Origin of the sequence: Proteus mirabilis HI4320 (genome assembly GCF_000069965.1) — a bacterium.
GTDB lineage: Bacteria > Pseudomonadota > Gammaproteobacteria > Enterobacterales > Enterobacteriaceae > Proteus > Proteus mirabilis.
On record NC_010554.1, the window covers coordinates 1558609 to 1573366 of the forward strand.

Annotated in this window: 11 protein-coding genes; 5 read left to right on the forward strand and 6 right to left on the reverse strand. The window is 40.4% G+C overall.

What is annotated here, in order from left to right:
• Nucleotides 1-27 precede the first annotated feature (27 nt).
• The 5 genes from oppA to nirB form a co-directional block, all read right to left on the reverse strand.
• Nucleotides 28-1665, reverse strand: coding sequence for an oligopeptide ABC transporter substrate-binding protein OppA (gene oppA / locus PMI_RS07140; protein WP_004248215.1), 1638 nt, complete (start codon nt 1663-1665; stop codon nt 28-30).
• 266 nt (nt 1666-1931) lie between these two features.
• Nucleotides 1932-3572, reverse strand: a complete 1641-nt coding sequence (locus PMI_RS07145; protein ID WP_012368007.1) for an ABC transporter substrate-binding protein — start codon at nt 3570-3572, stop codon at nt 1932-1934.
• Nucleotides 3573-4222: 650 nt separating this feature from the next.
• On the reverse strand, nt 4223-5605 hold the full coding sequence (gene cysG / locus PMI_RS07150; RefSeq protein ID WP_012368008.1) for a siroheme synthase CysG: 1383 nt from the start codon (nt 5603-5605) through the stop codon (nt 4223-4225).
• A 25-nt stretch (nt 5606-5630) separates the two neighbouring features.
• Nucleotides 5631-5963, reverse strand: coding sequence for a nitrite reductase small subunit NirD (nirD, locus tag PMI_RS07155; protein ID WP_012368009.1), 333 nt, complete (start codon nt 5961-5963; stop codon nt 5631-5633).
• On the reverse strand, nt 5960-8506 hold the full coding sequence (gene nirB / locus PMI_RS07160; RefSeq protein WP_012368010.1) for a nitrite reductase large subunit NirB: 2547 nt from the start codon (nt 8504-8506) through the stop codon (nt 5960-5962). Before nirB ends, nirD begins: the two co-directional genes overlap by 4 nt.
• Nucleotides 8507-8840: 334 nt before the next feature.
• On the opposite strand from nirB, the gene PMI_RS07165 reads away from it, so the two are divergent.
• The 5 genes from PMI_RS07165 (at nt 8841) to PMI_RS07185 (ending at nt 13883) form a co-directional block, all read left to right on the forward strand.
• A complete protein-coding gene (locus PMI_RS07165) occupies nt 8841-10406 on the forward strand; it encodes an ABC transporter substrate-binding protein (protein ID WP_170827679.1) in 1566 nt (521 codons plus the stop codon).
• A gap of 74 nt (nt 10407-10480) precedes the next feature.
• Nucleotides 10481-11521, forward strand: coding sequence for an ABC transporter permease (locus PMI_RS07170; protein WP_004243238.1), 1041 nt, complete (start codon nt 10481-10483; stop codon nt 11519-11521).
• Nucleotides 11521-12351 carry an ABC transporter permease gene (locus PMI_RS07175; RefSeq protein WP_004243239.1) on the forward strand — a complete coding sequence of 277 codons (831 nt, stop codon included), beginning with the start codon at nt 11521-11523 and terminating at the stop codon, nt 12349-12351. Before PMI_RS07170 ends, PMI_RS07175 begins: the two co-directional genes overlap by 1 nt.
• Complete coding sequence (locus PMI_RS07180) at nt 12344-13180, forward strand: ABC transporter ATP-binding protein (RefSeq protein WP_012368011.1); 837 nt, start codon at nt 12344-12346, stop codon at nt 13178-13180. Before PMI_RS07175 ends, PMI_RS07180 begins: the two co-directional genes overlap by 8 nt.
• The gene (locus PMI_RS07185; RefSeq protein ID WP_004243243.1) at nt 13170-13883 is read left to right on the forward strand and encodes an ABC transporter ATP-binding protein; all 714 of its coding nucleotides are present in this window, start codon (nt 13170-13172) and stop codon (nt 13881-13883) included. The genes PMI_RS07180 and PMI_RS07185 overlap by 11 nt, the downstream gene beginning before the upstream one ends.
• 92 nt (nt 13884-13975) lie before the next feature.
• On the opposite strand, the gene PMI_RS07190 is transcribed toward PMI_RS07185, so the two are convergent.
• Nucleotides 13976-14620, reverse strand: a complete 645-nt coding sequence (locus tag PMI_RS07190) for a YchE family NAAT transporter (protein WP_004243244.1) — start codon at nt 14618-14620, stop codon at nt 13976-13978.
• Nucleotides 14621-14758 lie beyond the last annotated feature (138 nt).

The following is a 14758-nucleotide window of genomic DNA, read 5'->3' on the forward strand; positions in this document are numbered from 1 at the left end:
GCTTAACTTAAGCAAGGTCTCGCCCGATTATTTAGCAATAATATACAAGTCTTTAGTATGTAAATTATCCAGTGGATCTTTACCAGAATAACCACCGACATAAGGTTTAACCAAACGGGTGTTTACGTAGTAGTAAAGTGGAACAATGGCAGAATCTTTATCTAATACACCTTCTGCTTTTTGATAAATTTCTGCACGTTCATCATCCGATTTCACGCGTAAAGATTCTTTCATATACGCATCAAATTGTTTGTTTTTATAGTGAACGGTATTATTACTGCTGTAAGACAGCATCATGTTAAGGAATGAAGAAGGTTCGTTATAATCTGCACACCATCCTGCACGTGCAACATCATAATTACCTTGGTGACGTGTATCTAAGAACGTTTTCCACTCTTGGTTTTCAAGAGAAACCTCAGCACCTAAGTTTTTCTTCCAAATAGAAGAGGCCGCAATCGCGACTTTTTTATGTAGATCAGAGGTGTTATACAGTAACTTGAATTTTAATGGATTGGCTTTGTTATAACCCGCCTCTTCTAATAATTGGCGCGCCTTTTCATTACGTTGCTCTTGGGTCCAAGAAGCGAACCACTCTGGTTTACTCTCTTTAATGCCATCGGTGAAAGGCGGTGTAAATCCGTAAGCAGGGATATCACCTTGGTTTTTCACTTTATAGGTGATGATATCTCTATCCATAGATAGTTTTAGTGCTTCACGTACTCGTGGATCGTCAAAGGGAGCTTTCTCATTATTAATTTCATAATAATAAGTACATAAGTATGGACTGATACGTAATTCATCTGGGATCTCTTTTTTCAATTTTTGGAAAAATTCAATCGGCAGATTGCTATAAGTCATATCGATTTCACCCGCACGATAGCGGTTTACATCGGTGACTTCTGATGAGATAGGTAAAAAAGTGACTTTATTGATAACCGTATTTTTATTGTCCCAATAGGTTGGACTACGCTCTAATTCAATACGTTCGTTTACCGTCCAATTTTTCAGTACATAAGCACCATTGCCGACAAAGTTCGCAGGTTGCGTCCACTTTTCACCAAATTTTTCAATCACTTTTTGATTCACTGGCGACATCGAGGAGTGAGCTAGCAATTTAGGTAAATAAGGTACGGCCTCTGATAATGTGATTTCTAAGGTATTATTATCAAGCGCTTTAACACCTAGTTCCGTCGGTTTTTTCTTACCGGCGATAATATCGTCAATATTAACAATATGGGCATATTGTAGATAACTTTCATAAGGTGATGCTGTATTCGGATCTGCTAAACGTTGCCAGCTATAAACAAAGTCTTGCGCTGTTACAGGGTCACCGTTTGACCATTTCGCGTCTTCACGAATTTTGAACGTCCAAACAGTAAAATCTTTATTTTCCCAGCTAGTCGCAGAGCCCGGTAGAATTTCACCATCAGGCCCTACAATCGTGATCCCTTCAAATAGATCTCGTGCCAATGCAGATTCAGGTACACCCTCAATTTTATGAGGATCAAGTGATTGTGGCTCAGAGCCATTATTACGCACTAACTCTTGTTTATCAGCCAGTTTTACCCCATCAGGCACAACAGCCGCAGTAGCATTGAGCGCCGTAAAACCAAAGATAGTACCAATGGCGATCGCTAGCGCACTTTTTTTAGTTACATTTATCATCTTATCAAATACTCCCAGTTAGTGAGTCGGCCATTGTTCGGCCTTCCTGTGATGCTTCGCTGTGTTTTTGGAACGTTTTACACAACTTATTGTTTTACAAAAAATAAAATATTGTTGCGGATTGACTATCTATGCTTAACTGCATGATGTCTTTATCATTTTTGTGCCGTTATATTTTGTGTAGTACTTTTTATGCTGTACTTTTTTAAATTGCTTTTGCTAATTAAAATCAGATATAGCTATAGATGCGTTATAACTTACCAGTTTTATTTATCTGCCTTTATAAAATAGCGCTTTAAGTCCGTATAATCAAAGGGGTCTTTACCGGTAAATCCGCCCACTTTAGGACTGACCATTCTGACACTCACACGATAATAGACTGGTACAATAGCGGAGTCCTTGTCTAACAAGGCTTCAGCACGTTGATACAGTTGGTGACGCGCTTCATTATCAGTGGCCAGTAATGCATTCTTTAATGCGGCATCATAATCACTATTTTCATATAAAATAGTATTTAGACTGCTAGTGGAGAGGAAAGAGTTTAAAAATGATGTTGGTTCATTGTAATCGGCACACCATGTTGCCCTTGCTACTTGGTAATTACCTTGGTTACGATTTTCTAACGTCGTTTTCCACTCTTGATTTTGTAAAGTGACATTAGCACCAATATTCTTTTTCCACATAGAAGCGGCAGCAATAGCTTGTTGCTTATTCTGATCGGATGTGTTGTACAACAATGTAAAAGATAATGGGTTTTGGCTGTCATAACCGGCTTCTTTTAATAATTCACGCGCTCTTTCATGACGCTGTTGTTGCGTCCAACCTGCCCATTTAGGGGGTTTAAACTTGCCATTATTAATAAAAGGTGGAGTAAAAGAATAAGCCGGTATTTGCCCTTGCCCCATGATCTTTTCCGCGATAATTTCTCTATCTAAACTTAATTTTACCGCTTCACGCACACGGGGATCATCAAAAGGTGGACGTTTATTATTAAGCTCATAAAAGAAAGTACATAGGTAAGGCGTAACATGTAGATTCTCTGGTTGCTCTTGTTTCATCTTTCGATAAAGCGTAGGAGGAATAGCGCTATTGGTGATTTGAACTTCACCGCTACGGTAGCGATTAATATCACTGGTTTCTGAACTAATAGGTAAAAAAGTCGCTCGTTCAATAATGGTGTTTTTGTTATCCCAATAAAGTGGATTACGTTTTAAAGTGATTTTTTCATTAACCACCCAATTATCAATTAAATACGCCCCATTACCGACAAAGTTTTCCGGGCGAGTCCAATTGACACCATATTTTTCAACAATCTCTTTTTTAACTGGTTTTAATGAGGTGTGGTTTAGCATATCCACCAGATAGGGAACCGGTTGTGTGAGCGTAACTTGCAAAGTATGTGGATCAATTGCTTTTACCCCTAGACTCTCTGGGGATTTCTTGCCTGTCAGAATATCTGCAACATTTTCCACATAGGCATATTCAAGATAACTGGCATAAGGCGAGCCAGTTTGGGGATCCGTTAATCGACGCCAACTATAAACAAAATCATCTGCAGTAACCGGTGTACCATCACTCCATTTCGCATCATCGCGTAAATAGAAAGTCCATATTTTATTGTCTTCTGAGCTCTCCCATTTAGCGGCAACCCCCGGCATACTTTCGCCATTAGGCCCCATATAAGTGAGCCCTTCTAATAAATTTAAAATAATATTACTTTCTGGTACCCCTTCCACTTTATGTGGATCAAGGGAGGAAACTTCAGTGCCATTATTAATAACAATATCTTGTTGTTTCGCAAGAAGAGTACCTTCTGGAGGTATTACCGCATGAGAAAGAAAAGAGGTCAGCGCAAGTGATATAATGCTGACAGGAAACATCATTTTTAACATAACTTTCTTTTTCATGGGTACCTCTCCTAATAAATAATCATCTATAGCGGGGTTACTCAATTTACATATAAATTATTTTTAAATAATATTCAGATATTTCATGCTATTTAATATGTTGAGATAATTGTTAGATAAAATTAATAACAATATTCTTCTTTTTTACACTTATAGTGAATTTTGTCAATTAGTGCGGTGTTATTATCACTTAAACTTTACTAAGCCCAGTAGACTTCTATCTTATGAAAAAAGAAAATTCTCATCACGCTATCTACAACAACAAATAAACATTTAATTAACACCGCGCAACTTTTATAGATAGAAAACCTACATAGCTCACAAAATTAATATAATCAGATGGGTTTTTAGCGAGGATACAGAACTTTATGATGTGTTCGGTGTAAGTTTTTTTTCACACAACTTGATTATAAACAATAACAAATCTGTCTTTAAATGACAGAAACTGGCTAATCTAAAAATAACGGTAGATTAATAAAAAAACATTTTTATTATTTGTTTTTAAAAATTAATATATTTTTTGAAATACAATTAAAATCAGTACTATTTTCATTTATATCCCGATGAATTAGCAAAAAAATATCCTTTATCGTTGTTATGAACCATAAAGGATATTCTGAGCGTTAGCCTACTTCTTCAAAATTTTTGCTTTAATTGGCTAAAGTCGTACCAAACCATTGTAGCTTTTGATTTAAACTGACGACTTCACCAACAATAATTAATGCAGGACTTTTCATTGAGCTTGCCATTTCAGTTAGTTGCTGTAATTGACCAACAACCACTTTTTGTGTCGCCAGTGTACCTTTTTCTACTATTGCCACTGGCATAGTGGCACGCATATGCTGATTAAGTAACATTTGCTGAATGTAATCGGCTTTACTTAGCCCCATATAAAAAACCAAAGTTTGGTTATCTTGTGCGATACATTGCCATTGTGCGTCGTTCAGCCCTTTTCCATGCCCAGTAATAAAACGCACACTTTGTGCATAATCCCGATGTGTTAACGGAATACCGGCATAAGTGGTACAGCCTGATGCCGCGGTAATGCCAGGCACCACAGAAAAAGGTATTTGATGCTCAATTAAAGCTTCTAACTCTTCACTTCCTCGACCAAAAATAAAAGGATCACCCCCTTTTAACCTCACTACCCTTTTCCCTGCCTTAGCGTGATTAATAAGAATTTGGTTAATCTCCTCTTGAGGAACACAATGAAAACCAGCTCGTTTACCAACATAAATACGTTCAGCATCTCTGCGCACTAAATGCATAACCTCATCAGAGACTAATCTATCATAAACCACGACATCGGCTTGCTGACATTGTTGCAGCCCTTTAATAGTCATTAATCCAGCATCTCCAGGGCCTGCTCCCACCAACACCACACTCCCTTGGGGTTGGTTATTTTCCGCTAGCAATGTGCTGATACGTTGTTGAATACCGTTATCTCTACCTGCATCAATTTCCGCTTGTAGCGCTTTATCTGCAAAAAAACGCTCCCAAAAATAGCGTCTAGCACCCATGGTGGCAAAACGTTGTTTAACTTGCTCACGTAATTTCCCTGCTAACTGCGCTAAAGCGCCTAGCGAGTTGGGCAACCACTGTTCCATTTTTTCACGTAAGATACGTGCAAGTACTGGGGCTTTTCCTCCCGAAGAAATTGCAACCATAATAGGGGAACGGTCAATCACTGAGGGCATAATAAAGCTAGCTTGCTTGGGCGAGTCAACCACGTTACAAAAAATGCGTTGTTCTGTGGCCTGCTGATAGACGAGTTGATTCACTTGCTCATTATCTGTGGCCGCAATGACTAGCCATTTGTCAGCTAAATCAGCAACACTAAATTCAGCCGTGAAACACTGTAATCGTTGCTCGTTTTGCCACTGCATAAATTGTGGTGTGAATGTCGGTGCAACGACGGATATAACCGCTCCCGCTTCCATCAGTAAACGTGCCTTACGCTCTGCCACTTCACCGCCACCTACTAATAAACAAGGTTTATTGTTGAGCTGACAGAATATTGGAAAATAATCCATCTGGGTCCCCTATTTATTGGTTTTATCAATGACGCGAACGCACACTGACGGTATTGCCTTCGACTTTGACTTCATAATGAGTAATTGAATAGTTCTCATCTTCAAGGCAATAACCATCTGTTAAGCGAAAATGCTGCTTTTTCAGTGGACTGACGATATATAACTCATTGTCATGCTCTGCAATTAATCCCCGTGATAAAACACTCGCTTGCGCGAAGGGATCAATATTACTTAATGCGTAGAGCCGTTCATCTTGGTATGGACGGAAAATAGCCACCTGATCTTGCTCCACCAGCGCACAAACGCCAGTCCCCACAGTGATGTCATCTAATTGGCAAACCGCTATCCATTGACTCATGATTGCGTCTCCTCTGTTACCATTTTGATATCAATACGTTCATGCACGCGGGCAGGACGATGCTGAGCACGCTCTTTTACCATCTGTATATTAGGATCGGGCATCGGATTGTTAATAAAGTGCACAAAACGTTTCAATGCTTGTGGTGAATCAAGGGTTTCTTGCCACTCACAGGCTACGCGCTCTTGTAAAACTTTAAGCTCTTTTTCTAACTGTGCATTTAAGCCTAACTTGTCGTGAATAATGACCTCACGTAAATATTCAACGCCCCCTTCTAGGCTTTCTAACCAAACGGAGGTTCGTTGTAATTTGTCTGCAATACGGATATAGAACATCATAAAGCGGTCAATATAATGGATCAGCGTTTCTTCATCTAAATCCGCCGCGAATAGATCGCCATGACGTGGTTTCATGCCCCCATTACCACCAAAATAGAGATTCCAGCCTTTTTCTGTGGCAATAATCCCTACATCTTTCCCCTGAGCTTCGGAGCATTCACGGGTACAACCAGATACCCCAAATTTCATTTTATGCGGCGTGCGGATCCCTTTATAACGATGTTCTAAAAAGACACCTAATCCAACACTATCGCCAACCCCAAAACGACACCAACTGTTTCCTACACAAGTTTTTACCATACGGATCGCTTTGGCATAGGCATGGCCTGTTTCAAAACCCGCGGCAATTAATTTCTGCCAAATCGCCGGTAAATCTTGCTTCTGTGCACCAAACATCGCCATACGTTGAGAGCCTGTGATTTTGGTGTATAAATTGTATTCTTGCGCAATTTGTCCAATCGCAATAATACCCGCTGGCGTAATTTCACCGCCGGGGGAGCGTGGAATAATAGAGTAAGTGCCATCTTTTTGCAGATTGGCGAGGAAGTTATCATTCGTATCTTGTAACGCAACTAAGTCATCACGCAAGATATAGTCGTTCCAACACGAAGCCAGCAGAGAGCCGACGGTCGGTTTACAAATTTCACAGCCATAGCCTTGACCATGTTTTTTCAATAGTTCATCAAAGCTTTTCAGCCCTTCAACACGAATAAGATGATAAAGCTCTTGGCGAGAATAGTGAAAGTGTTCACAAAGGTGATGGTTAACTTCAATGCCTTGTTTTGTGAGTTCCGCATTTAATACTTGAGTGATAAGCGGAATACATCCCCCACACCCCGTTCCCGCTTTTGTTTCTGCTTTAATCGCCGCAACCGTATGACAACCTCGTTCAATAGCTTGAATAATGTCGCCTTTGCTTACATCAAAACAGGAGCAAATTTGTGCCGTTTCAGGTAATGAATCAACCCCGATTGCCGGTTTACTTCCAGCATGAGCAGGTAAGATTAATGTGTCAGGATGTTCTGGTAATTCAATTGTATTTAATGCTAACTGTAACAGATTGCCATAATCTTCCGTGTCCCCAACCAATACCGCACCTAATAGGTATTTATTGTCTTCACTCACTATCAGGCGTTTATAAATCTCTTTACCTTCATCAAGATAAATATAGCTACGACAACCTGCTTGGCGACCATGAGCATCACCAATTCCCCCTACATCAACCCCGAGTAGTTTTAATTTTGCACTTAAATCCGCCCCTTGGAATGCTGTCTGTTGACCTAATAGATGATCAACGGCTACCTGAGCCATTTTATAACCTGGGGCAACTAACCCAAATGTTTGGTTATGCCAAGAAGCACACTCCCCAATGGCATAAATATCTGCATCTGAGGTTTGGCAATAGTCATTAATCACAATTCCCCCTCGTGGTGCTATATCGAGAGAACATTGGCGTGCTAATTTATCTTTCGGACGTATACCGGTTGAAAATACGACAAAATCAACCTCAAGTGAGGAGCCATCGGCAAACTGTAATGTTTTACGCGCATTTTCCCCTGTCGATAAGATCGCTTGGGTGTTTTTCGCTGTGTGTACTTTAACCCCCATGCGCTCTATTTTACGTTTGAGTTGCTCTCCTCCCATGCTATCAAGCTGTTCTGCCATTAGCGTTGGCGCAAATTCAATCACATGGGTTTCAATACCTAAACTTTTTAGCGCACCAGCGGCTTCTAAACCTAACAGCCCGCCGCCAATAACCGCCCCTTTACGGCTTAAACGAGCACAAGCTTCAATCGCATTTAAATCTTCGATAGTTCGGTAAACAAAACAATCTGGTGAGTTGTTTCCATTAATAGGAGGAACCCATGGGTAGGAGCCTGTTGCCATGATCAATTTGTCGTAGCTAACACAACGCCCGGTATTGGTGTGCACCACTTTTTCTTCACGATTAATGGTGATCACACGCTCACCCACTAATACTTCAATATGATGTTTCTCGTAATAACCGGGTTTAACTAACGAGAGCTCTTCAGCGGTGTGATGAGAAAAATAGGAAGAGAGATGGACTCTATCATATGCAATACGAGGTTCTTCACAAAAGACGATAATATTGAACGTTTCATTGCCGCCCTTATCAATCAATTCTTCTATATAACGGTGTCCAACCATGCCGTTACCGATGATTGCGAGTGTTTTCTTGCTCATTTTTGCCTCAGATCTAAAGGTATCTAAGGTTAAAATACGAGGCTACTCATAAGAGATATTGATGAATATCAAATACAGCTTAATCAATTCAGCCAATACAACTTAATAGTCAACATATTACTACCAAAGTAGTATTTTATTCGTCGTTTGTTGCGATGAATTATTCCTCAACCATAATTAATTCAAAAGGCTTATAACGAGGTGTTATATATAAGTGTAATAAAAACTTTGCGAAATGCGCTTATTTTGCCTAAGTTAATTTCCAAAAGTAATAACTAATAAGTTATTGACATAATAACGAAAGCGAGACTATTTCAGGGAGCGTCCAATGAAAGTGAAAACCAAATTATTATCATTACTTGTGATGGGTGCTCTCAGTGCCCCTGTATTGGCAGCAACACCCGCCAATACATTGATTGTAGTACAAGGCCTTGATGATATTGTTAGCCTTGATCCTGCCGAAAGTAACGAATTATCAAGTATTCAGACCGTACCAAGTTTATATCAACGTATTGTTCAGCCTAACCGTGACAATCCAGAAATTAACGAGCCAATTTTAGTCGAGAGTTGGCAGGCTCACCCTGAACAAAAATCTATCGTCTTTAAAATTAAACAGGATGCAAAATTTGCCTCCGGTAATAGCGTACGCCCAGAAGATATTATCTTCTCTTACCAGCGTGCAGTGACGATGAATAAATCCCCTGCTTTTATTTTAAATGTGCTAGGTTGGAAAGCAGATAATATTAATACCCTATTGAAAAAAGTCAGTGATAAAGAGATTGAAGTACGTTGGACAGCAGATGTTAGCCCTGATGTGGTACTTAACATCCTTTCTACACCAATCGCTTCTATTGTTGATGAGAAATTGATTGCCGCACATATTAAAAATAATGACTTTGGTAATAATTGGCTAAAAATGAATTCGGCTGGTAGTGGTGCTTATAAAATGCGTGCCTACAAACCTCGCCAAGCCATTGTGTTAGAAGCTAACCCTCTTTCACCGACCGGTGCGCCTAAGATAGCCAATATTATTATCAAAAATGTGCCCGATCCCGCTTCACGCCGTCTGTTAATTGAAAAAGGCGATGCGGATATTGCCCGTGACTTAGGTACAGACCAAACTGCAGCATTAGCAGGTAAACCGGGCATTCAAATTTTAAATATCCCTTCTGCTGAGCAAGTCTATATGGCGTTTAATACCGGTAGCGGAAATCCGCTTCTTAGCAATCCGGCATTTTGGCAAGCAGCGCGCTATTTGGTCGATTATAAAGGGATCACCAATGACTTAATGCGTGGGCAATATTTTATTCACCAAAGTTTCTTACCGGTGGGATTACCGGGGGCATTAGAAGATAATCCATTTAGTTTTGATCCGCAAAAAGCGAAAGATATCTTAGCAAAAGCAGGAATTACTCATGCACGTTTTACTCTCGATGTAGAAAACAAAGTTCCTTACATCACCGTTGCACAATCTATTCAAGCAAGCTTTGCACAAGCGGGTGTACAGGTTGATCTGTTACCTGCTGCCGGTAGTCAAGTTTATAGCCGAGTGAGAGCAAGGCAGCACCAAGCGGCGATCCGTTTTTGGATCCCCGACTATTTTGATGCTCACTCCAATGCTAGCGCTTTTGCCTATAATGACGGGCAATCAAATACCGTGGCTTGGTTAAATAATTGGAATATTCCTGAGTTAAGTAAACAAACACTCGTCGCCCTTAATGAAGCGGATAAGGCTAAACGTCAGTCCCTTTATACTGAAATGCAAAAAGAGCTACAACGCAGTTCACCTTACGTGTTTATCGACCAAGGCAAAAATCAGATTGTATTACGGGATAACGTGAAAGGTTATGCTCAAGGTCTAAATGCCGATATGGTCTATTACGACAAAGTCACTAAGTGATCATTTTCCTGCCGCCACTCACAATCATGTTATTGTGAGTGGTCTATTTTTTGCGATTTCAAGGCTGTTGCCGTATGAATACACTCACGATATCCACTCGCCTAAAAAGCCAGTTGTTTACCTTGGTTCAAGGTATATTGACATTGGCGCTAACACTTTTAGGGTTACTGGTTATTACTTTTACGCTTTCTGCGTTTTCCCCTGTTGATCCTGTTTTACAAATTGTTGGTGATCACGCCAGTATTGAAACTTATAATCAAGTAAAACATGAGTTAGGGTTAGATTTACCCATCTACATGCAATTTTTCCACTATGTAGAAGCACTATTGCAAGGAAATTTAGGTACGGCGACGTCAACGGGTCAACCGGTATTTGATGATTTAATCGCCACCTTTCCAGCCACTTTGGAATTAGCCACTGTCGCCTTAGTCATTGGCGCTAGTTTGGGGATTTTATTTGGTGTGTTATGTGCGCGTTTTGTTGGCACCCCCTTTGATTTTACCTTACGCTTTTTAACGCTATTAGGTAGCTCAGTCCCTATTTTCTGGTTAGGTTTGATATTACTCCTTATTTTTTATGCCACATTGCAATGGACAGCAGGCCCAGGACGTTTGGATGATATTTATCAATTTACCATTGAGCCTGTAACCGGCTTTGCCTTGATTGACACTCTACTGGCAGGTGATAAAGATGCCTTTCTAAACGCCCTATCACATCTCATATTACCGGTTTCTCTGCTAGCCTATTTTGCGCTGGCATCTATTACCCGTTTAACACGCTCTGCCTGTTTAAATGAGATGAATAAAGAGTACGTCACTCTCGCCAGAGCAAAAGGGATTGGCGAATTACGTCTCTTATTTACCCATGTATTACCTAATATTCGCGGTGTGTTGATGACCATTATCGCCTTGTCTTATACAGGGATGTTAGAAGGTGCCGTATTAACAGAAACGGTATTTTCTTGGCCGGGGATTGGTCGTTATCTCACAACGGCTCTCTTTGCGGGTGATACCACCGCAATTATGGGGGGCACACTTGTTATTGGTCTATGTTTTGTGCTGATTAATAATATGACAGATATCGTTATTCGTTTGACTGATCCGAGGTTACGCTAATGTCACTCTCCTTTTTAACAAAAATAGCGCGTTCACCTTCAGCGTTTATCGGTCTGTCATTGTTGCTTCTTCTGCTACTAATTGCCATTTTTGCCCCTTGGCTAGCGCCTTATGATCCAAATTGGCAACACGCTGCACAACGCTTATTAGCCCCCAATGCTGCACACTGGTTAGGTACTGATAGTTATGGTCGCGATATTCTTTCACGCTTAATTTATGGTACACGCCCAATGTTAGGTTTGGTGGGTCTTGTTGCCTTGATAACACTACCATTAGGGCTATTTATTGGCATTTTATCCGGTTATTACGGCGGTTGGACAGAGCGGATTTTAATGCGTTTTACCGACATCATTATGTCTATGCCCTCCTTAATTTTAGCCTTTGCCTTTGTCGCCATGTTAGGGCCGGGATTACTTAACGGTGCATTAGCCCTTGCACTTACAGCATGGCCGGCTTATGCCCGCCAAGCCCGTAGTGAAATTCAACACTTACGTAATAGTGATTACCTTGCAGCCGCTGAAATGATGGGAATTAACGGTATTAGACTATTATGGGGGCATATTCTTCCTTTATGTTTACCGTCTGCCATTGTACGTTTAGCCCTTAATTTAGCGGTGATCATTCTTGCTGCAGCAGGTTTAGGTTTCCTTGGGCTAGGTGCTCGCCCTCCCATGGCGGAATGGGGAGCAATGATTGCCGAAGGGATGCCCGTTATTTTTGATCAGTGGTGGGTGGCCGCTATTCCGGGTACGGCAATTTTAATCAGTAGCCTTGCTTTTAACTTATTGGGTGATGGATTACGCGATGTATTAGGAGAAAGCCATGAATAAAGCCCCTTTAATCGAAGTCGATAATCTGTGTATTGATTTTCCACGTGCTAGAGTGGTGAATAATGTCTCCTTTCAGTTAGGACAAGAGCGGTTAGCGCTGGTGGGTGAATCTGGTTCAGGAAAATCGATGACGGCACGCTCATTAATGGGCTTAGTGCGTAAGCCGGGCAAAGTTTCTGCTGATAAATTGCATTTTATGGGGGACGATCTCCTCGCTTATTCTCCTAAGCAATGGAACCAGTTACGAGGAAAAACAATATCAATGGTATTACAAGATCCTCGTTATGCATTAAACCCAGTGAAAACCATTTATCAGCAAGTAGAAGAAACGGTAAAACTCCATCAAAAATTATCCCATAAAGATCAACATGCATTAATTACTGAAACTTTGCTTTCCGTGGGATTACCGGAACAGAGTATTTCTCGCTACCCCGGTGAATTATCGGGCGGTATGGGACAACGCGCGATGATCGCTATTGCGCTGATTAATAACCCAACGGTACTGATTGCGGATGAGCCAACTTCCGCACTAGATGCACAGCTACGACATCAAATATTAGAACTTATCATTACCCAATGCGCACAACGAGATATGGCTTTGTTGTTAATTAGCCATGATCTACCTTTAGTGGCTGAATATTGTGATCGTGTTATGGTCATGTATCAAGGGGAGCAAGTGGATGAACTTGAGGCAAAAGCATTACCTCAAGCCACACATCCATACACCCGCACCTTATGGACCTGTCGCCCTAATGCGAGTACCTATGGCACACAATTACCGGTATTAGATAGAACACTGAATTTTAAAGGTACACCTTATGCTAATTGATATTCATCATTTACGCGTTCAATTTGAACAAAATAGACAGATTAAGCAGGTGGTAAAAGGTGTCAATCTACAAGTTAAACAAGGCGAAACCTTTAGTTTAATTGGTCGTTCTGGTTGCGGTAAATCAACTGTATTACGGGTTATAGCCGGATTATTACATCATTGGCAAGGGGATATTAAGTTGTTAGGGCAAGCAATTAAGCCACAGCAACGCTTTCAAGGTAAGTTACGCCGTAACATACAGATGGTGTTTCAAGATCCCTATGCTTCATTACACCCTCAACATCGGATAGAACGAGCATTTATTGAGCCGTTAAAAATTCATCATATTGCTTATGATAAAACAACAATAACCTCAGCGTTAGAGCAAGTCGGTTTAGAAGGCGATATTGCTTATCGTTATCCACATCAACTATCAGGTGGACAACGTCAACGTGTGGCTATAGCCAGAGCATTACTGTTGCAACCACAGTTGTTATTATTAGATGAGCCAACCTCTGCACTGGATATGTCGGTACAAGCAGAAATTTTAAATCTGCTTAATACCTTAAAAAAACAGCATAACATGACTTACCTTTTGGTCAGCCATGATGCAGATGTTATTGCACATATGTCGGATAGCGCAGCGCTAATGGAAGAGGGTCAATTGACTTGCTATTATGATAGAAAAGCGCTTTCTCAAGGGCTTCATCGTCTTGATTAATTAAAAATAGCCACAAAAAAGATAACAAAGAGAGAAATGATAAGAGCAGTATTAAATATCAATACTGCTCTATTGGTAATATTACACTGTGCTTATACTAATAATCCCGGAAAAATAGAACGTAACCCAGTGACAATAAATTCAATACCTAACGACATCAACAATAACCCCATAATACGCGTGACAACGTTGATACCGGTTTGACCTAAGTATTTAACTAATAAAGTGGCACTACGAAACAGTAACCAACAACAAAAAGCAAAAAAGATACTGGTCGCAGCAAGACCTAAGAAATTAGTCACCCCTTCCCAACGTGAACTCCAAACAATACAGGAGCTAATTGCGCCAGGACCTGCCATCAATGGCAATGCTAAAGGCACCACCGCAACACTGCTACGTACTGCTGATTCATTTTTTTCTTGGTTATTTTGTTTATCTTCTCCTAAGCGCCCATTTATCATGGTCATTGCGATTGTCACTATCAGCATCCCCCCAGCGATACGAAATGAGTCAATAGAGATGCCAAAAATACTCAGTATCGAATCACCTATTAATAGGGAAATAACCAAAATAATCGCAACGGAGCCATTGGCAATTAAGTTTGTTTTATTACGTCCTGCATCCGTTTGATAACTCGTCATACTGATAAATACAGGCAAGATCCCTATCGGGTTTACAATAGCAAAAAGACCGACAAAAAATTTAATATAACCGGATAAATCCAGCAGTGCCCCCATGAAAAGCCCCTTCTTGGCTAATAAACATGCGAATTATGCTCTAAAAGATAGAGTAACTCCAAAAAATGCGCGTTACTTTAAATCAATAAACCAGTTAATTCTATTACTTAACATTATTTTGGCTAAATTTTTCGCTAG

Bases quoted from the DNA above. Each gene is read 5' to 3' on its own strand.
- oppA (WP_004248215.1), bottom strand. From the start codon at position 1,665: ATGATAAATGTAACTAAAAAAAGTGCGCTAGCGATCGCCATTGGTACT.
- nirB (WP_012368010.1), bottom strand. From the start codon at position 8,506: ATGAGCAAGAAAACACTCGCAATCATCGGTAACGGCATGGTTGGACAC.
- PMI_RS07175 (WP_004243239.1), top strand. From the start codon at position 11,521: ATGTCACTCTCCTTTTTAACAAAAATAGCGCGTTCACCTTCAGCGTTT.
- PMI_RS07190 (WP_004243244.1), bottom strand. From the start codon at position 14,620: ATGGGGGCACTGCTGGATTTATCCGGTTATATTAAATTTTTTGTCGGT.
- PMI_RS07185 (WP_004243243.1), top strand. From the start codon at position 13,170: ATGCTAATTGATATTCATCATTTACGCGTTCAATTTGAACAAAATAGA.
- PMI_RS07180 (WP_012368011.1), top strand. From the start codon at position 12,344: ATGAATAAAGCCCCTTTAATCGAAGTCGATAATCTGTGTATTGATTTT.
- PMI_RS07145 (WP_012368007.1), bottom strand. From the start codon at position 3,572: ATGAAAAAGAAAGTTATGTTAAAAATGATGTTTCCTGTCAGCATTATA.
- cysG (WP_012368008.1), bottom strand. From the start codon at position 5,605: ATGGATTATTTTCCAATATTCTGTCAGCTCAACAATAAACCTTGTTTA.
- nirD (WP_012368009.1), bottom strand. From the start codon at position 5,963: ATGAGTCAATGGATAGCGGTTTGCCAATTAGATGACATCACTGTGGGG.
- PMI_RS07170 (WP_004243238.1), top strand. From the start codon at position 10,481: ATGAATACACTCACGATATCCACTCGCCTAAAAAGCCAGTTGTTTACC.